The sequence below is a fragment of the Enterobacter sp. 200527-13 genome (assembly GCF_027924865.1).
Taxonomy (GTDB): Bacteria; Pseudomonadota; Gammaproteobacteria; order Enterobacterales; family Enterobacteriaceae; genus Enterobacter; species Enterobacter ludwigii.
This window is the reverse complement of record NZ_BSCM01000001.1, coordinates 1,122,148-1,140,777: the sequence shown is the minus strand read 5'-3', so window position 1 is coordinate 1,140,777 and position 18,630 is coordinate 1,122,148. Positions and strand designations below refer to the sequence as shown.

At 54.4% G+C, this 18,630-nt stretch carries 22 protein-coding genes and 1 other annotated feature; of the genes, 7 read left to right on the top strand and 15 right to left on the bottom strand.

Annotation, left to right across the window (positions count from 1 at the left end; all coding sequences use genetic code 11):
• Nucleotides 1-23 precede the first annotated feature (23 nt).
• Genes QMG44_RS05415 through QMG44_RS05395 form a run of 5 tightly spaced genes read left to right on the top strand, consistent with a single transcriptional unit; the run spans nucleotide 24 to nucleotide 4,810 of the window.
• Nucleotides 24-731, top strand: a complete 708-nt coding sequence (locus tag QMG44_RS05415) for a CoA transferase subunit A (protein ID WP_032677981.1) — start codon at nucleotides 24-26, stop codon at nucleotides 729-731.
• Between the two features lie 2 nt (nucleotides 732-733).
• Nucleotides 734-1,390, top strand: a complete 657-nt coding sequence (locus QMG44_RS05410) for a CoA transferase subunit B (protein WP_079231138.1) — start codon at nucleotides 734-736, stop codon at nucleotides 1,388-1,390.
• A 9-nt stretch (nucleotides 1,391-1,399) separates the two neighbouring features.
• Nucleotides 1,400-2,581, top strand: a complete 1,182-nt coding sequence (locus QMG44_RS05405; protein WP_086532647.1) for an acetyl-CoA C-acetyltransferase — start codon at nucleotides 1,400-1,402, stop codon at nucleotides 2,579-2,581.
• Nucleotides 2,582-2,634: 53 nt separating this feature from the next.
• Entirely contained in the window at nucleotides 2,635-4,029 is a 1,395-nt protein-coding gene (locus QMG44_RS05400) for a GntP family permease (protein WP_207622571.1), read from the top strand.
• Between the two features lie 10 nt (nucleotides 4,030-4,039).
• On the top strand, nucleotides 4,040-4,810 hold the full coding sequence (locus QMG44_RS05395) for a 3-hydroxybutyrate dehydrogenase (protein ID WP_086532649.1): 771 nt from the start codon (nucleotides 4,040-4,042) through the stop codon (nucleotides 4,808-4,810).
• Nucleotides 4,811-4,869: 59 nt separating this feature from the next.
• Here the strand turns inward: QMG44_RS05395 and selO are convergent, their stop codons facing one another.
• The 14 genes from selO to thrS form a co-directional block, all read right to left on the bottom strand.
• Nucleotides 4,870-6,312, bottom strand: a complete 1,443-nt coding sequence (gene selO, locus QMG44_RS05390; RefSeq protein WP_086532650.1) for a protein adenylyltransferase SelO — start codon at nucleotides 6,310-6,312, stop codon at nucleotides 4,870-4,872.
• Nucleotides 6,313-6,376: 64 nt separating this feature from the next.
• Nucleotides 6,377-7,087, bottom strand: a complete 711-nt coding sequence (locus QMG44_RS05385; RefSeq protein WP_020884402.1) for an EAL domain-containing protein — start codon at nucleotides 7,085-7,087, stop codon at nucleotides 6,377-6,379.
• Nucleotides 7,088-7,381: 294 nt separating this feature from the next.
• Entirely contained in the window at nucleotides 7,382-7,846 is a 465-nt protein-coding gene (locus tag QMG44_RS05380; RefSeq protein ID WP_020884403.1) for an NlpC/P60 family protein, read from the bottom strand.
• A gap of 74 nt (nucleotides 7,847-7,920) precedes the next feature.
• Entirely contained in the window at nucleotides 7,921-8,676 is a 756-nt protein-coding gene (gene btuD, locus QMG44_RS05375; protein WP_020884404.1) for a vitamin B12 ABC transporter ATP-binding protein BtuD, read from the bottom strand.
• Nucleotides 8,676-9,227 (bottom strand): glutathione peroxidase, encoded by a 552-nt coding sequence (locus QMG44_RS05370; RefSeq protein WP_086532651.1) that lies wholly within the window; start codon nucleotides 9,225-9,227, stop codon nucleotides 8,676-8,678. The genes btuD and QMG44_RS05370 overlap by 1 nt, the downstream gene beginning before the upstream one ends.
• Before the next feature lie 33 nt (nucleotides 9,228-9,260).
• Nucleotides 9,261-10,241, bottom strand: coding sequence for a vitamin B12 ABC transporter permease BtuC (gene btuC, locus QMG44_RS05365; RefSeq protein WP_025204397.1), 981 nt, complete (start codon nucleotides 10,239-10,241; stop codon nucleotides 9,261-9,263).
• Nucleotides 10,242-10,344: 103 nt separating this feature from the next.
• Nucleotides 10,345-10,644: an integration host factor subunit alpha gene (gene ihfA, locus QMG44_RS05360; protein ID WP_003857805.1), complete on the bottom strand. Its 300-nt coding sequence runs from the start codon at nucleotides 10,642-10,644 to the stop codon at nucleotides 10,345-10,347.
• 4 nt (nucleotides 10,645-10,648) lie between these two features.
• Entirely contained in the window at nucleotides 10,649-13,036 is a 2,388-nt protein-coding gene (gene pheT / locus QMG44_RS05355) for a phenylalanine--tRNA ligase subunit beta (RefSeq protein WP_086532652.1), read from the bottom strand.
• 15 nt (nucleotides 13,037-13,051) lie between these two features.
• Nucleotides 13,052-14,035 carry a phenylalanine--tRNA ligase subunit alpha gene (pheS, locus tag QMG44_RS05350; RefSeq protein WP_020884406.1) on the bottom strand — a complete coding sequence of 328 codons (984 nt, stop codon included), beginning with the start codon at nucleotides 14,033-14,035 and terminating at the stop codon, nucleotides 13,052-13,054.
• Nucleotides 14,036-14,097: 62 nt separating this feature from the next.
• Nucleotides 14,098-14,222, bottom strand: a sequence feature (Phe leader region).
• Nucleotides 14,173-14,217: a pheST operon leader peptide PheM gene (gene pheM / locus QMG44_RS05345; protein ID WP_001386830.1), complete on the bottom strand. Its 45-nt coding sequence runs from the start codon at nucleotides 14,215-14,217 to the stop codon at nucleotides 14,173-14,175. It overlaps the preceding feature by 45 nt.
• Nucleotides 14,223-14,340: 118 nt before the next feature.
• Nucleotides 14,341-14,697 carry a 50S ribosomal protein L20 gene (gene rplT, locus QMG44_RS05340; protein ID WP_000124850.1) on the bottom strand — a complete coding sequence of 119 codons (357 nt, stop codon included), beginning with the start codon at nucleotides 14,695-14,697 and terminating at the stop codon, nucleotides 14,341-14,343.
• Nucleotides 14,698-14,747: 50 nt separating this feature from the next.
• Nucleotides 14,748-14,945, bottom strand: coding sequence for a 50S ribosomal protein L35 (gene rpmI / locus QMG44_RS05335; protein WP_003030583.1), 198 nt, complete (start codon nucleotides 14,943-14,945; stop codon nucleotides 14,748-14,750).
• A gap of 97 nt (nucleotides 14,946-15,042) precedes the next feature.
• Nucleotides 15,043-15,585, bottom strand: a complete 543-nt coding sequence (infC, locus tag QMG44_RS05330) for a translation initiation factor IF-3 (protein ID WP_023616141.1) — start codon at nucleotides 15,583-15,585, stop codon at nucleotides 15,043-15,045.
• A gap of 3 nt (nucleotides 15,586-15,588) precedes the next feature.
• Nucleotides 15,589-17,517, bottom strand: coding sequence for a threonine--tRNA ligase (gene thrS, locus QMG44_RS05325; protein WP_014169692.1), 1,929 nt, complete (start codon nucleotides 17,515-17,517; stop codon nucleotides 15,589-15,591).
• Nucleotides 17,518-17,660: 143 nt separating this feature from the next.
• On the opposite strand from thrS, the gene yncL reads away from it, so the two are divergent.
• Both yncL and yniD read left to right on the top strand, forming a co-directional pair.
• On the top strand, nucleotides 17,661-17,933 hold the full coding sequence (yncL, locus tag QMG44_RS24255; protein WP_071605471.1) for a stress response membrane protein YncL: 273 nt from the start codon (nucleotides 17,661-17,663) through the stop codon (nucleotides 17,931-17,933).
• Between the two features lie 99 nt (nucleotides 17,934-18,032).
• On the top strand, nucleotides 18,033-18,140 hold the full coding sequence (gene yniD, locus QMG44_RS05315) for a small membrane protein YniD (protein WP_008500658.1): 108 nt from the start codon (nucleotides 18,033-18,035) through the stop codon (nucleotides 18,138-18,140).
• A 198-nt stretch (nucleotides 18,141-18,338) separates the two neighbouring features.
• Here yniD and QMG44_RS05310 read toward each other — a convergent pair whose 3' ends face one another.
• A complete protein-coding gene (locus tag QMG44_RS05310; RefSeq protein ID WP_020884407.1) occupies nucleotides 18,339-18,572 on the bottom strand; it encodes a hypothetical protein in 234 nt (77 codons plus the stop codon).
• Nucleotides 18,573-18,630 lie beyond the last annotated feature (58 nt).

Genomic DNA, 18,630 nt, shown 5'->3' with positions numbered 1-18,630 from the left:
CACGGATAACGGGAGGGATGATTATGGCGGGACTGGATAAGCGCGTCGGCAGCTATGCGCAGGCGCTGGACGGGCTGACGGACGGAATGACATTGCTGGCAGGCGGCTTCGGCCTGTGCGGCATTCCTGAGAACCTGATTGCCGAAGTCAGACGCCGTCAGGTGCAGGGGCTGACGGTGGTTTCAAACAACTGCGGCGTCGATGGTTTTGGTCTCGGCATACTCCTTGAGACGCGCCAGGTACGAAAAGTGGTGGCGTCGTACGTGGGCGAAAACGCGCTGTTCGAGCAACAGGTGTTGAGCGGCGAGCTGGAAGTGGAACTCACCCCACAGGGAACCCTGGCAGAAAAGGTTCGCGCTGGCGGAGCGGGTATTCCGGCGTTTTACACGGCCACCGGCTATGGCACCCCCGTGGCTGCTGGCAAGGAAGTTCGCCAGTTTGCCGGCAAGCATTATGTCCTCGAAGAGGCCATCACCGGCGATTTTGCGCTGATCAAGGGCTGGAAAGCGGACTGGTACGGCAACGTTATCTATCGCCATACCGCGCAAAACTTTAACCCGCTGATGGCCACCGCGGGCCGGATAACGGTGGTGGAAGTGGAAGAGATCGTCGCCCCGGGCGAACTGCCCCCGTCGGCCATTCATACCCCGGGGATCTACGTCGACAGGCTGATTGTCGGCCAGTTCGAGAAACGCATTGAACAGCGCACGCTGCGCGCAGAGGGAGTCTGAAGATGTTAACCCGTGAACAGATGGCCATGCGCGTCGCCCGAGAACTGCGCGACGGTTACTACGTCAACCTGGGGATAGGGATCCCGACCCTTGTGGCGAACTATATTCCGGCGGGAATGGACGTGATGCTCCAGTCTGAAAACGGCCTGCTGGGGATGGGGGCCTTTCCGGATGAGCAGAGCCTTGACGCCGATATGATCAACGCCGGTAAGCAGACCGTCACCGCGAGGATCGGTGCAGCCATTTTCGACTCGGCCCAGTCGTTCGCCATGATCCGGGGTGGCCATGTTGACCTGACCGTACTCGGGGCGTTCGAAGTGGATGTCGAAGGCAACATCGCCTCGTGGATGATCCCGGGCAAGATGGTGAAAGGGATGGGAGGCGCGATGGATCTGGTCGCCGGGGCGCAGAACATCATTGTGGTGATGACCCATGCCGCAAAAAACGGCGAGTCAAAACTGCTGCCGCGCTGCACGCTGCCGTTGACCGGCGCTGGCTGTATCCGTCGGGTGTTAACCGACCTTGCGTTGCTGGAGATTGAAGACGGCGCGTTCATTCTGCGGGAATACGCCCCCGGCGTCAGTATTGACGAGATCGTCAGTAAAACAGCCGGGAAAATCATCGTGGCGGACGACGTGCGCGAGATGCGCTTCAACTGAGGAGTGAACATGAATGAGGTCATGATTGTCGGGGCCACGCGAACCCCTGTAGGCAGTTTTCGCGGATCGCTCTCCTCCCTTTCCGCGGTTGAACTGGGTGCCGTAGCGGTTCGTCGCCTGCTTGAGAACAGCCAGCTGTGCGCAGATCAGGTAGACGAACTGATTTTCGGTCAGGTGCTGACGGCAGGGTGCGGACAAAACCCCGCCCGTCAGACCGCTCTCACGGCTGGATTGCCCGTCATTACGCCCGCGACAACCGTCAATCTGGTGTGCGGTGCTGGCTTAAAAGCGGTGCAGCTCGCCGCGCAGGCTATCCGCTGCGGCGATGCCGACGTGGTTATCGCTGGCGGCCAGGAGAGCATGAGCAATGCCCCTTACCTGCTGGACGGTGCGCGGTCAGGGTTGCGTTTTGGTCATACAGGGTTGCAGGACAGCATGATAACGGACGGCCTGTGGGACGCATTTAACGATTATCACATGGGCATCACCGCGGAAAACGTTGCCCGCCAGTATGGCATCTCCCGCGAGCAGCAGGACGCTTTTGCCGCCCGGTCGCAGCAAAAAGCGGCGTCGGCCATTGAGCACGGTCTGTTTGACGCGGAGATAGCTCCGGTCACGGTGAGCGAGGGTAAAAAGCCGCCGCGCCTGATCAACAGTGATGAACAACCCCGGCCGGGAACCACCGCTGAGCAACTCGCTCAGTTGCGCCCTGCCTTTCGTCGTGAAGATGGAACGGTCACGGCGGGTAATGCCTCAACCCTGAACGATGGTGCCGCTGCGGTGCTGTTGATGAGCGGTGAAAAAGCGCGGGAAAGCGGATTACCGATCCTGGGACGGGTCGTGAGTTATGCCGTGACCGGCGTTGATCCATCGGTGATGGGCATCGGGCCGGTCAGCGCCTGCCAGACGGCTCTGGCCCGGGCAGGCTGGGCGCTGGATGAGGTGGATGTCATTGAAGCGAATGAAGCCTTTGCCGCACAGGCGCTGGCCGTTGGCAAACTGCTCGGCTGGGATGAACGTAAGGTGAACGTTAACGGTGGTGCGATTGCGCTTGGTCACCCCATCGGCGCCTCTGGCTGTCGGATCCTCGTCACGCTGCTGCATGAGATGCAACGCCGCGACGCGAAAAAAGGGCTCGTCACCCTGTGTGTGGGAGGTGGGCAAGGCATTGCATTAACCCTTGCGCGCTAACCGCGCCCGGACATCTCGTTGGTACCCGAATATAACAATGATAGTGAGGAGTCATAATGAGTGTGTTGATTGCCCTGGCGGCGCTGGCATTGCTGATGCTTGCGGCCTATCGCGGATACAGCGTTATTCTGTTTGCCCCCATCGCGGCGCTGGGTGCCGTGCTGCTGACCGATCCGGGGGCCGTCGGCCCGACGTTTACCGGTCTGTTTATGGAAAAGATGGTCGGCTTCGTCAAGCTCTACTTCCCGGTGTTCCTGCTGGGTGCCGTGTTTGGCAAGCTGATTGAACTTTCCGGTTTCTCACGCGCTATCGTCGCTGCAGCGATCCAGATCCTCGGGCGCCGCCATGCGATTCCGGTCATTGTGCTGGTGTGTGCATTGTTAACGTACGGCGGCGTTTCGCTCTTCGTGGTGGCCTTTGCCGTCTATCCTTTTGCGGCCGAACTGTTCCGCCAGAGCGGCATCCCCAAACGTCTTATCCCGGCGACCGTCGCTCTGGGTGCGTTCTCGTTTACCATGGACGCCCTGCCCGGTACGCCGCAGATCCAGAACATTATCCCCACCAGCTTCTTTGGCACTAACGCCTGGGCCGCCCCGTGGCTTGGGCTGATTGGCTCGCTGTTTATCCTCTGTTTTGGCCTGATCTGGCTGGAGCGTCAGCGGCGAAAGGCGCTCAACAGCAATGAGGGCTACGGTTCCGATCTGAAAAATGAACCTGAAACGCCGGACAACATTAACCTGCCCCATCCGCTGATCGCCATTTCCCCTCTGCTGCTGGTGGGGATCCTCAACCTGCTGTTTACCCGCTGGATCCCCGGCTGGTACGGGACGCAACATGAGCTTATCCTGCCCGGACTGGCGAAGCCGATTGTCACCGAGGTCAGCAAAATCACCGCCATCTGGGCCGTGGAAGCGGCGCTGATCGCGGGTATTGTCATGGTACTGCTTTTTGGATTTCGCAATATCAGGGGACGGCTGGCAGAAGGCAGCCGGACGGCGGTCAGCGGCGCCATTCTGGCGGCAATGAATACCGCGTCTGAATACGGTTTCGGGGCGGTGATCGCTGCGCTGCCCGGTTTTCTGGTCTTATCCAAAGCGCTCGCCGCTATCCCGAACCCGTTGCTCAACGAAGCCATCAGCGTGACCGTGCTTGCCGGGATCACCGGTTCGGCGTCGGGCGGGATGAGCATCGCCCTTGCGGCCATGGCCGATACGTTTGTCGCGGCCGCCCACGCAGCCAATATCCCTCTGGAGGTTCTCCACCGCGTGGCCTCGATGGCCAGCGGCGGCATGGATACGCTTCCCCATAACGGGGCCGTGATTACGTTGCTTGCCATTACGGGTCTGAGCCATCGTCAGGCGTATGGCGGCATTTTCGCTATCACCCTCATCAAAAGTCTGGCGGTGCTTTTTGTCATTGCCGTGTTCTATCTCACCGGCATTGTGTAAGGAGAATAAAATGAATCTGAACGGTAAAACCGCACTGGTGACCGGCTCGACCAGCGGTATTGGACTTGGGATCGCTGGCGTGCTGGCGAAGGCTGGCGCGCAGTTGATTCTTAACGGTTTCGGCGACAGTGAATCGGCAAGAGACGAAATCGCGAAACGGGGTAAAACGCCGGGCTATCACGATGCGGACCTGCGTGACGTCCAGCAGATTGAAGCCATGATGCACTACGCCGAAACCCGGTATGGCGGAGTCGATATTCTGATCAACAACGCCGGTATACAGCACGTCGCACCTGTTGATGCGTTCCCGGTGGAGAAATGGAACGACATTATCGCCATCAACCTCTCTTCTGTCTTTCACACCAGCCGGCTGGCGCTGCCTGCGATGCAGGCGAAAAACTGGGGGCGCATCATTAATATCGCCTCCGTGCATGGGTTGGTCGCGTCGAAAGAGAAATCCGCCTATGTTGCCGCCAAGCATGGCGTGGTGGGCTTTACCAAATCCCTGGCGCTGGAGACCGCCCGCACCGGTATTACCGCCAATGCCATCTGCCCGGGCTGGGTGCTGACCCCGCTGGTGCAGCAGCAAATCGACAGACGTATTGCCGATGGCGTCGCACCGGATGTCGCTCGTGAGCAACTGCTGGCAGAGAAACAGCCCGCCGGTGAGTTTGTTACGCCGGAACAGCTAGGCGAGCTGGCGTTGTTTTTGTGCAGTGACAGCGCCGTACAGGTCCGCGGCGCCGTCTGGAATATGGATGGCGGATGGGTCGCACAGTGACCGCGGTATCGGCATAAAAAAACCTGGCACCGCAAGGTGTCAGGTTTTGTCGGCCCGGGCTAGCTCGAACAGCTCACTTCCAGGCGTTTTCCCCAGTCCGGCGGACGGCTGACATAGTCGTCATCACGGTCAGCAAACGGCGTACGCAGAGCCACATGCAGGCGATGTAATTCGTCATACTCCCCCTGCTCTGCCTGTTCAATGGCCCGCTGCGCCAGCCAGTTGCGCAACACCATCGCCGGGTTCGCCGCGTTCATTTGCGCCTGCCGGGTTGCGTCGTCGACCGGCTCTTGCTGCAACCGCGCACGGTAAAGCGCAAACCAGTCGTCAAAGCCCTGCCTGTCAATGAACTCGTCGCGCAGCGGTGAGGCACTACTGTGTTGCTCAGTCTGGCTCAGCATCCGGAAGGTGCGGGTGTAATCGCTGCCTTCACGTTCCATGAGTGCAAACAGAGCGTTCAGGATGTCGTTATCGCCCCTCTCCTGCGTCACCAGCCCCAGCTTGTTGCGCATCAACGCGCCGTATTCGCGCAGTAAAATGTCCTGGTAGCTGTCGAGCGCATCATTCAGGGCATCAACGTCGATAAACGGCGACAGAGTTTGCGCAAGGCGCTGCAGGTTCCACAGGCCAACAGCCGGCTGATTGTCGAAACTGTAACGTCCCTGATAGTCAGAATGGTTGCAGATGTACCCCGGCTGATAGTCATCAAGGAAGCCAAACGGACCGTAATCAAAGGTCAACCCGAGAAGCGACATGTTGTCCGTGTTCATCACCCCATGGGCAAACCCGACCGTCTGCCAGCGGGCAATCATGGTTGCGGTACGGGCTACCACATCGCGGAACCAGAGAATGTACTTATCGGCCTCGTCCTGGAAATGAGACCAGTGATGACGAATGGCATAATCCGCAAGCTGGCGGACTTTTTCCGGCTCACGACGATAATAAAAGTGTTCAAAGTGGCCAAAACGCAGATGGCTTTGCGCAACGCGCATGAGCATCGCCCCTTTTTCCATCGTTTCACGCGCCACCGGGGTGTCACTGGTTACAATCGACAGTGCGCGGGTGGTGGGGATCCCCAGCGCATGCATCGCTTCGGATGCCAGACATTCGCGAATAGTCGAACGCAATACCGCGCGCCCGTCGCCCATTCGCGAGTAAGGGGTCAGACCGGCCCCCTTCAGGTGCCAGTCCACCGTCTCCCCGTTGGGCAGCCGTTGTTCGCCCAGCAGGATCCCCCGGCCATCGCCCAGTTGTCCTGCCCAGACGCCAAACTGATGTCCGCTATAGACCTGAGCCAGAGGCTGCATACCGGCAAGCAGCGCTTCGCCTCCCCAGACGCCAGCGCCGTCGGAGGGCTGAAACATCTCAGGTGGAACAGCCAGCTCATCTGCCAGCCGATCGTTATGCCAGATAAGACGGGAATTTTGTAACGGTGTGGGTTTGAGTGCGGTATAAAAACCCGGCAACTCGTCATGCCAGTGTGCAGTAAAAGACAGGGTCATAGGTCCTCCTGCTTTTAGTGTAGAGGGTTTACCCGGACTTAAACACGGGCGAAAGAGAGGGTTATCACTGAACGAGCGTGGTGACGTGCTCTGCAGAGACGGCTGGCCAGAGCGCCCCCTGCATTGCGCCAAAGTTAAAGGACAAGACGCGCTGCAATAAACCGTGGTCATCAATGCCGCCGACGAGCACGGACTGACAGTGAGGCGTTATTTGCCAGAGGATTGCGCGCATAAAAGGCTCAAAAGAGAGTTCAGAAGCACGCTGCTGGATAAATCCCTTGTCGAGAATGACCCGTTTAAACAATCCATCATAAACGGCTTTCAACGACGCTGCGCCTGCGCCAAAGTTTGCCAGCACCAGCGGAAAATGGATTGCCATTCTCGCCAGTTGCAGATCGTCCTTCCCGTTATTTAAACCTGGATAATTCTCATTAACAGTAAACTCAAGAAACGGATAACGCTCAAGTATTGAAACAGCGTTCCCATTACTTAATAAAAATTCAACAATTACAGGTGTAATATTGATCCATGCAATTAACTGATGCTGAATAAAAAACAGTTTACAGGTATCAAGCAATTGCAATTTCTCGTTAAACAACGCTAACTCTTCTTCAGCCGAAAGCCGCGGGATAACGAGTTCGGTGGGGATCCGAACGTGGGTACCGACGCCAGTAAAGTTAACCAGAACCTCTAAACCTTTAAGCTCGCCGGCGCTATTACGGGCAGGCAGAAGCATCAGTTCAGACTGGTAAGCATTATCTAGCGTAATAATCATTGCACTCGCCCCGCATTAAAGATGAGAGAGGACATCCTGGAGCAATTGCCGACACAATTCCACTGTCTTGATTTTAATAAGATTAATTTCATTAGTTCCGTATTATTTTTCAGATTTATCCCTGAATCTAAAATAATCTTATCCTGGTTGCTCAGTAATAGCCAGTTTTAGATAAAACAGACACCTGAGGAGATAAGTCATTTTTCGTAAATTTAACTTTAAACCTCTTATTTGAGAAAAAATGGCATGATTTATTAGTTATCATGCCATCATAAGAGACTGCTCTTTGACAGACTAAATACGTCGTGCCTGCCAGAAGTTTTTACGCCAGTAAACATTATCGAGCGACGAGCGCATCACCCCACGACTGGTCGAGGCGTGAATAAACTGATTATCGGTATCATAAATACCGACGTGAAGCCCACTGTCACCCGAGCCGGTTTTGAAAAAAACCAGGTCGCCGGGCAGCAAATCATCTTTATCGATTTCCGTGCCAATTTCCGCCTGTTTGCGCGTTTCGCGCGGAAGCTGTAAATCAAACTTATCGCGAAACGTCATCAGAACAAAGCCAGAACAATCTACGCCCCCACGGCTCATGCCGCCATAACGATAGGGCGTGCCGCGCCAGTTGCTCAGCTGATCGTTAAGGCTGGCAATGACGGTAATAGAATCTGAAAGCCGCGGGTTAGGCGGCGGCGCACGATGGCTACTGCATCCCGCAAGAAATAACGCGGCCATCAGGAGAAACCAGAATCGCATTTTCAGACGAATCCTCTGCTTTTTTTGTTCTTTTCGTAATTTAGCGTGCAACGGCGTTAACAGGCAAGAAACGGTTACGCCTGCGCGGTAGAAATCAGCATCTTATGCCCTTCTATATCCAGCCTGCGGAAAGACATATTGTACGCGCGGGCAAGATTTGGCGGCGTCAATACCGCATCGCGCGTGCCGCTGGCAATCATCTTTCCTCGCGCCAACAGCCACACCCGGTGGGCATGACGCAGCGTATGGTTCAGGTCATGACTGCTCATGACCACACCGATCCCTTTTCTGCTCAGGGAGCTTAACAGGGTGTCCAGCGCGGCCTGCTGTGCCACATCCAGACCGCTCATCGGTTCATCCAGAAGCAGCAGTCTGCCATGTGGATTGCCGGCCGGGTGAATCTGCAAAATGACGGCCGCCAGACGCACGCGCTGCCACTCGCCCCCCGAAAGCTGGCTGGCATGCCGGGACAGTTTATCTTCTAGCCCTAATCCCGCCGCCACCTCAGTGAGCAGCGACGTATGCTGTTTATCGTGCAGATGCAGCATCAGGTAGTGCCAGACGGGCATCGCAAAGGGCGGGACCTGCTGCTGCACCAGATAGCTGCGCCTGTGCGCCAGTGAGACTGGCGACCAGTCAGCAAGGTTATGCTCCAGCAGGGTTATCTCCCCCGCGCCGGCGGTCAGCCCCGCCATGCGCGCCAGTAAGGTGCTCTTTCCTGCGCCGTTCGGCCCGACAAGATGCAGGATTTCGCCTGCATTGATGGCACCGGTTATCGGCTCCAGACGCCCCGTATCGGCGACGTCCGTGAGCTGCATCAGCAACGTCATTATTTCGCCAGCGCCAGCTTGATAGACTCCATCACAATCGGATCTTCAGGCGTCATGTCCGGTGAAAAACGCTGCACCACCTGTCCGTCACGACCAATAAGGAATTTTTCAAAATTCCACAGGATATCGTCCGGATAGAGCGGCGCGCGTCCTTTACTGGCCATGCGCTCATAAAAACCGCTGCCTTCCGGCGCAACGGCGGTCGGCGCGGCCGCCACCAGCTTCACATACAGGGGATGGCGATGTTCACCGTTAACGTCGATTTTGCTGAACATCGGGAACGTCACACCGTAGGTGGTGCTGCAAAACGTTTTGATTTCGTCTTCGCTGCCCGGCTCCTGGCCCAGGAACTGGTTGCACGGGAAGCCCAGTACGGTGAAACCGTCTTTCTCCCAGGCTTTTTGAATGTTTTCCAGCTGCTCGTACTGCGGCGTCAGGCCACATTTGGAGGCCACATTCACGATGAGCAGCACGTTGCCTTTATAGCTTTCCAGCGTGGTTTTCTCACCCTCAATGGTGGTCACTTCGGTATTCAAAATATCAGACTGCATAGCATTCCCTCAGGTTATCTTACGGGTAGTGATTTAACGTCCGGATTTTAATAGTAGCCAGATAAATACCGGCGCGCCCAGCGTGGCGGTCACCACGCCTATTGGCAGCTCAGCGGCTGTCAGGGCGAGCCGGGCGATGATATCCGCCACCAGCAGCGTTACCGCCCCGGCAACCGCCGAGGCCGGCAGTAAGGTTCGATGGTCGGTGATACCGCACAGACGCAGCATGTGCGGGATAACCAGCCCAATAAAGCCAATCGCCCCGGCCAGTGCCACGCTCACACCAACCAGCCAGCCAATGGCAATGACCAGCACGTTACGCCAGAAGCCTATTGGCATGCCAAGCTGGCGGGCCGAGGTTTCCCCCAGCGCGAGAATATTCAGCGGCTGTGCCTGCAGGCCTGCCCACAGCAAGACCGGTATCAGCAGTGCCATCAGCCAGCCCTGGCGCCAGTCTACGCCCCCGAAGCCGCCCATCATCCAGTACATCAACTGACGCAAGTCAAAGGACGTGGAGAAATACACCGCCCAGGTCATCAGCGCGCTACAGATGATCCCCAGAGCCACCCCGGCAAGCAGCAGCCGACTGGTTGATAAGTGCCGTCTGGCAAAGCGCAAAAGGATTACCGTTATCAGCAACGCGCCGATAATGGCGCTGAGGCTAATCCCCCATGAGGAGAGTTCCCCCCCGCCCAACATCACCGCCGCCACCAGCCCTACGCCCGCGCCATTCGACACGCCGAGCAGCCCGGGCTCCGCCAGCGGGTTATCAAATAATGCCTGCATAATGGTGCCGCACAATGCCAGCGCGGCGCCCACCAGGATCACCGCCAGCGTGCGCGGCAGACGGATTTGCCAGACGAAAAGCTGCCCCTCAGGCTCAAACCAGTGTTCAGGCCCTATCCACTGTTCTCCGGCGCACAGGCTGACGCCTGCGGTAACAATGAGCAGCAGCACGAGCAAAAGCAGGTGTCGTTGATCTAAACGGTGCTGGCGATGGGCATAATCAAGCATGGACATGGTTTTAGTAGCGTGTGATGTAATTGATTTTACGGCGGGTTTGCCAGAGAGCGCAAAGAAAAAAGGCCGCGTGAGCGGCCTTTTTAGTTAGTTCATATTACTCTGCTTTGGGCGTTGCGTTTTCGACACGGCTTTTTAACTTCTGGCCGGGTCTGAAGGTCACCACGCGGCGGGCTGTAATCGGAATATCTTCCCCCGTCTTCGGGTTACGGCCCGGACGTTGGTTTTTGTCACGCAAATCAAAATTGCCAAAACCGGAGAGTTTTACCTGCTCACCATTTTCCAGAGCACGACGGATCTCTTCGAAAAACAGCTCTACCAGCTCTTTGGCATCTCGTTTGCTAAGCCCAAGCTTATCAAACAGATATTCTGACATTTCAGCTTTTGTAAGCGCCATAGGTTCAATCCCTCAATGATGCCTGGAATCGCTCTTTTAATGCCTCTACACATTTGGCGACGGTAGCGGCAATCTCCTCTTCTTCGAGTGTACGGCTGGTATCCTGAAGGATAAGGCTAATAGCGAGGCTCTTGAAACCTTCTGCTACGCCCTTGCCGCGGTACACGTCAAATAAGTTTACGCCAACTACCTGATTTACGCCAACTTTCTTACATTCGGCCAAAATATCTGCTGCGGGCACATTTTCCGCGACCACAACCGCGATATCACGGCGGTTTGCCGGGAAGCGTGAGACGTCGCGGGCCTGAGGAATGACGCGGTCTGCAACCGGGCTCCATTCCAGCTCGAACACGATGGTACGGCCGTTCAGGTCCAGCTTGCGCTCCAGCTCAGGATGAACAACGCCAATGAAACCAATGCGTTTGCCGTCTAAATAGATAGCCGCGCTCTGGCCTGGATGCAGCGCAGGGATCGCTTCTGCACGGAATTCAATTTCAGATAATTTACCGGTCAGATCGAGAATTGCTTCCAGATCTCCCTTCATATCGTAGAAATCAACCGTGCCTTTTGCCAGGTCCCAGTGCTCTTCGTAACGGTTACCGCTGATGGCACCAGCCAGCATGAGATCCTGACGGATGCCTAAATTTGCCTGATTATCCGGTACAAAGCGTAAACCACTTTCGAAAATTCGCACGCGGTTTTGCTGACGATTCTGGTTGTAAACGATAGTCCCCAGCAGACCGGTCCACAGGGACAGGCGCATCGCGGACATTTCGCTGGAGATTGGGCTTGGCAGGATCAGCGCTTCCTGGCCCGGATGGATCATCTGCTGCAGTTTTGGATCAACAAAGCTGTAGGTGATCACTTCCTGATAGCCTTTGTCGTTCAGCATGGTTTTCACACGCTTAAGAGACAAATCTGCTTCACGGTGGCTTCCCATCACCAGACCCGCCTGAACAGGCTCATCCGGGATGTTGTTGTAGCCGTATACGCGAGCCACTTCTTCCACCAGATCTTCTTCGATCTCCATGTCGAAACGCCAGGATGGCGCAACGGCTTTCCACTCGTCCTGCCCTTCGGTCACGTCACAACCCAGGCGGCGAAGGATATCGCTGACCTGTGCGTCAGCAACATGGTGACCAATCAGACGATCCAGCTTGCTACGACGCAGGGTAATGGTCGCACGCTTCGGCAACGTCGCTTCGTGGGTGACGTCGATAACCGGGCCCGCTTCACCGCCGCAGATGTCGATCAGCAGACGCGTCGCACGCTCCATCGCTTTGTGCTGCAGTGCCGGATCGACGCCACGCTCATAACGGTGAGAGGCATCGGTATGCAGGCCGTGACGACGTGCGCGACCGGTGATAGAGAGCGGGCTGAAAAACGCACACTCCAGCAGAACGTTTTGCGTTTCATCATTTACACCGGAGTGTTCGCCACCGAAGATACCGCCCATCGCCAGCGCTTTAACGTGGTCCGCGATCACCAGCGTATCAGCATTCAGTTTTGCTTCGCTACCGTCGAGCAGAACCAGGGTTTCGCCCTCTTTCGCCATACGCACCACAATACCGCCTTCGATACGATCTTTATCGAACGCGTGCATCGGCTGACCCAGCTCCAGCAGAACATAGTTGGTCACGTCAACGACGGCGTCGATAGAACGAATACCGCAGCGACGCAGCTTCTCTTTCATCCACAGCGGGGTTGGCGCTTTTACGTTGATGCCTTTCACCACACGACCAAGGTAGCGTGGGCACGCCTCAGCGGCTTCAACCTGAATCGGCAGTGTGTCACTGATGGTAGCGTCAACCGGTACGATTTCCGGTACGTTCAGTTCAGTCTGGTTCAGCACGGCCACATCGCGGGCCACGCCGATAATGCTTAAGCAGTCCGCACGGTTTGGCGTCACGCTGATTTCAATGGTGTTGTCATCAAGTTTCAGGTATTCGCGGATGTCGGTACCAATAGGCGCATCAACCGGCAGCTCAATGATGCCATTGTGATCGTCGGAAATACCCAGCTCAGAGAACGAACACAGCATGCCTTCAGACGGCTCACCGCGCAGTTTCGCTGCTTTAATTTTAAAATCGCCCGGCAGTACAGCCCCCACGGTCGCCACGGCCACTTTCAGGCCCTGACGGCAGTTTGGCGCGCCGCAGACGATATCCAGCAGGCGATCGCCGCCTACGTTAACTTTTGTCACACGCAGCTTGTCAGCGTTAGGGTGCTGACCGCACTCAACCACTTCGCCCACAACGACGCCATTGAAAGCGCCAGAAACCGGCTCAACACCGTCAACTTCCAGACCCGCCATGGTGATCTGGTTGGAAAGCGCTTCGCTATCAAGCGTGGTGTTCACCCATTCGCGTAACCACAGTTCACTGAATTTCATTGTTCTGTCCTGCCCTTATTTAAACTGTTTGAGGAAACGCAGATCGTTTTCGAAGAATGCACGCAAATCGGTCACGCCATAGCGCAGCATTGTCAGACGCTCCATGCCCATACCGAACGCAAAGCCGGAGTAGACTTCTGGATCGATACCCACGTTGCGCAGAACGTTTGGATGCACCATGCCGCAGCCCAGCACTTCCAGCCATTTGCCGTTTTTACCCATCACGTCAACTTCCGCAGACGGTTCAGTGAACGGGAAGTAGGACGGACGGAAACGAACCTGCAGGTCTTCCTCAAAGAAGTTGTTCAGGAAATCGTGCAGCGTACCTTTCAGGTTGGTAAAGCTGATGTTCTTATCAACAATCAGGCCTTCCATCTGATGGAACATCGGGGTATGGGTCTGATCGTAGTCGTTACGGTACACGCGGCCCGGTGCGATGATGCGGATCGGGGGTTCCTGTTCCTTCATGGTACGGATCTGAACGCCCGAGGTCTGAGTACGCAGCAGACGGGTGGCGTCGAACCAGAAAGTGTCGTGGTCAGCACGTGCCGGATGATGGCCTGGAATGTTGAGGGCGTCGAAGTTGTGGTAATCATCTTCGATTTCCGGGCCAGTCGCCACGGTAAAGCCGAGCTCACCGAAGAAACTTTCAATGCGATCAATGGTGCGGGTAACCGGATGCAGGCCACCATTTTCAATACGGCGACCCGGCAGGGAGACATCGATAGTCTCTGCCGCCAGACGCGCATTCAGCACCGCGCTTTCCAGCTCAGCTTTGCGCGCGTTCAGTGCCTGTTGCACCTGCTCTTTGGCTTCGTTAATGACCGCACCCGCTGCCGGGCGTTCCTCTGGCGGCAGTTCACGCAGGGTTGTCATTTGAAGGGTCAAATGCCCTTTCTTACCGAGATATTCGACGCGGACATTGTCTAACGCGGCAACATCTGAGGCCTGATTAATGGCGGCTGTTGCACTGGCAACCAGCTCTGCGAGATGTGACATGATTTTCCTCATTATGTCGGTGCAGACACCGATTTGGTGGAGTTATTCTCTCGAATTTAGACACAAAAAAAGCCTCCATCAGGAGGCTTATCTGGCGCTGTTTTTCGTTTCATCTTTCACGCGCTAGCCTCCTGAATTCAGGTGCTAAAGTAAAAGAAGAAGCGGAAAATAGCAGCATTCATGCTTGCGTTACCTTGTGTGGTAAAAAACCGTTAAGACCTTATTGAAAAGGTTGCACGGGTAAAAGTCAATGTTCTGATGGTGTTAAATGAAAAGAGGGAGCGAAGCCCCCTCTTTCAACTGGCTTATGCCAGTGCTGCTTTCGCTTTTTCGACCAGAGCGGTGAACGCTACTTTGTCGAATACTGCGATGTCAGCCAGGATCTTACGGTCGATTTCAACAGAGGCTTTTTTCAGGCCGTTGATGAATTTGCTGTAAGAAATACCGTTCTGACGTGCTGCTGCGTTGATACGCGCAATCCACAGTTGACGGAACTGACGCTTACGTTGACGACGGTCACGGTAAGCGTACTGACCTGCTTTGATAACAGCCTGGAAGGCAACGCGGTATACGCGTGAACGCGCACCGTAGTAGCCTTTAGCTTGTTTCAAAATTTTCTTGTGACGTGCACGTGCAATTACACCACGTTTTACGCGAGCCATATGTGCTCTCCTGTATCTATATTCTTAGTAAAAAATTAAACGTTAACGGCTTATGCGTACGGCAGGCACGCGATAACCAGACCCAGATCGCCTTTAGAAACAAGGCCTTTTGGACGCAGGTGACGTTTACGCTTAGTAGATTTTTTGGTCAGAATATGACGCAGGTTTGCGTGCTTACGCTTAAATCCACCACCACCGGTTTTTTTGAAGCGCTTAGCAGCACCGCGTACGGTCTTAATTTTTGGCATCTTAATTACTTCCACTTCGCATTGTTAAATAAACGAAACATAGGCGAACAAAACCTATGAGACCCGAAGGCTCCACAGGTTTTGCTGCTTGAAGGCCTTACTGTTTCTTCTTAGGAGCGAGCACCATGATCATCTGGCGGCCTTCAATCTTCGTAGGGAAGGATTCGACTACTGCCAGTTCACTCAGATCGTCACGGACGCGGTTAAGCACTTCCATACCAATCTGTTGGTGGGCCATCTCACGACCGCGGAAACGCAGTGTGATCTTGGCCTTATCGCCATCTTCCAGAAAGCGAATCAGGCTGCGGAGTTTTACCTGATAATCGCCATCGTCGGTACCAGGACGGAATTTAATTTCCTTAACCTGGATAACTTTTTGCTTTTTCTTCTGTTCCTTAGAAGACTTACTCTTTTCATAAAGGAACTTGCCGTAGTCCATGATACGACAAACTGGCGGTTCGGCGTTAGGGCTGATTTCAACTAAATCTACTCCAGCTTCTTCAGCCTTTTCGATCGCTTCTCTCAGACTCACAATCCCCAGCTGCTCGCCTTCCAGACCTGTTAAGCGAACTTCCTGGGCGCGAATCTCGCCATTGATACGATTCGGACGTGCCGTTTGAACTCGTTTTCCGCCTTTAATACCTTATTCCTCCAGTTGTTGAAGACTGCGGCTGCGAATCTCTTGTTGCAGCTTCTCAATCACTTCACTTACGTCCAGGCTCCCCAGGTCTTTACCACGGCGGGTGCGAACGGCAACTTTGCCTGCTTCCACCTCTTTATCACCACAGACCAACATATACGGGACACGACGTAAAGTGTGCTCGCGGATTTTAAAGCCAATCTTCTCATTTCTCAAGTCTGCTTTTACGCGAATGCCCGCATTTTGTAGTTTCTGCGTCAATTCTTTAACGTATTCAGCCTGAGAATCGGTAATGTTCATCACCACGACCTGCACTGGCGCAAGCCAGGTTGGGAAGAAGCCGGCAAACTCTTCAGTCAGGATGCCGATGAAGCGCTCCAGAGAACCGAGGATTGCACGGTGAATCATAACCGGTACCTGACGTTCGTTATCTTCGCCAACATAAGAGGCGCTTAAACGCTGCGGCAGGGAGAAGTCCAGCTGTACAGTACCGCACTGCCATGCGCGATCGAGGCAGTCATACAGGGTAAATTCAATTTTCGGACCGTAGAATGCGCCCTCGCCCAGCTGGTATTCGAACGGAATGCCGTTCTCTTCCAGCGCCACGGCGAGATCCGCTTCTGCGCGATCCCAGGTCTCATCGCTACCGATACGTTTTTCCGGACGCGTTGAGAGTTTGACAACGATCTTCTCGAAGCCAAAGGTGCTGTACATATCGTAGACCATACGAATACAGGCGTTAACTTCATCACGAACCTGATCTTCAGTACAGAAGATATGCGCATCATCCTGAGTAAAGCCACGAACACGCATCAGACCGTGCAGTGCACCTGATGGCTCGTTACGGTGGCAGCTACCGAACTCTGCCATACGCAGCGGCAGATCGCGGTAGGATTTCAGACCCTGGTTGAAGATCTGAACGTGGCCAGGGCAGTTCATTGGCTTAATGCAGTATTCACGGTTCTCAGAAGAGGTGGTGAACATTGCATCTTTGTAGTTGTCCCAGTGGCCGGTTTTTTCCCACAGCACACGGTCCATCATGAACGGGCCTTTCACTTCCTGATACTGGTACTCTTTCAGCTTAGAGCGTACGAACGTTTCCAGCTCACGGAAGATAGTCCAGCCGTCATTGTGCCAGAACACCATACCCGGCGCTTCTTCCTGCATGTGGTACAGGTCAAGCTGCTTACCAATTTTACGGTGGTCACGTTTAGCCGCCTCTTCCAGGCGCTGCAGGTAGGCGTTAAGGGCTTTTTTATCGGCCCACGCGGTACCATAGATACGCTGCAACATCTTGTTGTTGCTATCGCCACGCCAGTAGGCGCCCGCGATTTTCATCAGCTTAAAGTGATGACAGAAGCGCATGTTCGGCACGTGCGGTCCACGGCACATGTCGACGTATTCTTCGTGATGGTACAAGCCAGGCTTGTCATCATGAGAGATGTTTTCATCAAGAATAGAGACTTTATAGCTCTCGCCACGCTTCACGAAGGTTTCACGCGCTTCGTGCCAGCTGACTTTCTTCTTAATGACGTCATAGTTAGTTTCAGCGAGCTCGTGCATACGTTTTTCGAGCGCGTCGATATCTTCCTGAGTCAGGGTATGGTCAAGATCAACGTCATAGTAGAAACCGTTGTCGATAACCGGACCGATCGCCATTTTGGTGTTCGGCCACAGCTGTTTGATCGCATGACCTAACAGGTGCGCGCAGGAGTGACGAATGATCTCCAGACCTTCTTCGTCTTTCGCTGTGATGATAGACAGCTGCGCATCGCTTTCAATCAGGTCAGATGCATCAACCAGCTCACCATTAACACGGCCAGCGATGGTTGCTTTCGCGAGTCCAGGACCAATGTCCAGGGCAACATCCATTGGGCTTACAGCGTGGTCGTAATGGCGTTGGCTGCCATCAGGAAGAGTAATTACAGGCATTTTATATCCTTATTTGCAGTGATGCCCCACACATAAGAGCATATACAAAGAAAATAATCGTGATTTGACAATAGATTACGACACCATCTGACCAACAATCGTCAAATTGGCTCGCGATCATTCACCCACCGAAAATCAGATAAATGCGGATTTACGGTAAGCCCTGCAATGGTAACACTAACAAAAGAGAGATTGCACCCTTTGCTGGCAGATTGCTGCGCTGGCACTTTCGCATGAATTTGCAGGGCGCATATCTCCGGTGCTCGCATTCCAGAGATGCTGGGCTACTCTTGAACAAGTCTTTAAACCCAAAGGTGCATACCATGAACGTATCAAGTAGAACGGTTGTGATATTGAACATCCTTTCAGCCACCGGTTTATTGTTGATTCTTGCAGAACGATTCCACTGGTTCTAACCGAACCGGAAGCAGGCATAACCTGATTCACCACTGGAGAAGGGGCATTTCCCCGCCCTGTTTGGTAGACTGTTCGCATCAACTTACAAGGATCAGGTTATGCCAACAAAACGATTTGCCGTAAAACACTGGAAAATGGTACTGGTGCTGATTGCCATCTGCGGCGCGATGCTGCTTCTGCGTTGGGCGGCAATGATTTGGGGCTGAACGTGAATATAAATAACTGCGCAGGGAATAACATCGTTATCCGTAATACCCTTTTGCGGGTATTCACCGCCAGGACGAAATACGGACGATAGGTTTACGTCAAATAGGTTTACCGCGAAAAAACCGGTACCACAAAATCCGGTTTTTTTGGCGCGTTGAATTAGCGTTTAAACGTCAATAACAACTCGGCAAAACCCATCAGGACCATTCACCTGCAACCAGTTTATGGACGTCAAAAGCATCATTCATAGACTGACCGGTGGACTGAGAGGCTGGCGCGATGTTAGATCCGGCTTCAACATCAGCGGCTTTCGCAATGCCGATTTGGCTGTGGGTGTCACTGGCTGTCGGGGTGGTTTCATCAGCAGCAAATACGCCAAAAGACAGTGCGGAAAGCACCATCGCTGCTGCGGCAGTTTTGATTTTTTTCATAATGTTTTTTCTCTTTCTACATTTAATACTAATAATGCTAAATACCTTAAGGCCGAAT

Coding starts and splice junctions, on each gene's coding strand:
- QMG44_RS05415 (WP_032677981.1), top strand. CDS start 24: ATGGCGGGACTGGATAAGCGCGTCGGCAGCTATGCGCAGGCGCTGGAC.
- QMG44_RS05410 (WP_079231138.1), top strand. CDS start 734: ATGTTAACCCGTGAACAGATGGCCATGCGCGTCGCCCGAGAACTGCGC.
- QMG44_RS05405 (WP_086532647.1), top strand. CDS start 1,400: ATGAATGAGGTCATGATTGTCGGGGCCACGCGAACCCCTGTAGGCAGT.
- QMG44_RS05395 (WP_086532649.1), top strand. CDS start 4,040: ATGAATCTGAACGGTAAAACCGCACTGGTGACCGGCTCGACCAGCGGT.
- selO (WP_086532650.1), bottom strand. CDS start 6,312: ATGACCCTGTCTTTTACTGCACACTGGCATGACGAGTTGCCGGGTTTT.
- QMG44_RS05385 (WP_020884402.1), bottom strand. CDS start 7,087: ATGATTATTACGCTAGATAATGCTTACCAGTCTGAACTGATGCTTCTG.
- QMG44_RS05380 (WP_020884403.1), bottom strand. CDS start 7,846: ATGCGATTCTGGTTTCTCCTGATGGCCGCGTTATTTCTTGCGGGATGC.
- btuD (WP_020884404.1), bottom strand. CDS start 8,676: ATGACGTTGCTGATGCAGCTCACGGACGTCGCCGATACGGGGCGTCTG.
- QMG44_RS05370 (WP_086532651.1), bottom strand. CDS start 9,227: ATGCAGTCTGATATTTTGAATACCGAAGTGACCACCATTGAGGGTGAG.
- btuC (WP_025204397.1), bottom strand. CDS start 10,241: ATGCTTGATTATGCCCATCGCCAGCACCGTTTAGATCAACGACACCTG.
- ihfA (WP_003857805.1), bottom strand. CDS start 10,644: ATGGCGCTTACAAAAGCTGAAATGTCAGAATATCTGTTTGATAAGCTT.
- pheT (WP_086532652.1), bottom strand. CDS start 13,036: ATGAAATTCAGTGAACTGTGGTTACGCGAATGGGTGAACACCACGCTT.
- pheS (WP_020884406.1), bottom strand. CDS start 14,035: ATGTCACATCTCGCAGAGCTGGTTGCCAGTGCAACAGCCGCCATTAAT.
- rplT (WP_000124850.1), bottom strand. CDS start 14,697: ATGGCTCGCGTAAAACGTGGTGTAATTGCACGTGCACGTCACAAGAAA.
- rpmI (WP_003030583.1), bottom strand. CDS start 14,945: ATGCCAAAAATTAAGACCGTACGCGGTGCTGCTAAGCGCTTCAAAAAA.
- thrS (WP_014169692.1), bottom strand. CDS start 17,517: ATGCCTGTAATTACTCTTCCTGATGGCAGCCAACGCCATTACGACCAC.
- yncL (WP_071605471.1), top strand. CDS start 17,661: ATGCGGATTTACGGTAAGCCCTGCAATGGTAACACTAACAAAAGAGAG.
- yniD (WP_008500658.1), top strand. CDS start 18,033: ATGCCAACAAAACGATTTGCCGTAAAACACTGGAAAATGGTACTGGTG.
- QMG44_RS05310 (WP_020884407.1), bottom strand. CDS start 18,572: ATGAAAAAAATCAAAACTGCCGCAGCAGCGATGGTGCTTTCCGCACTG.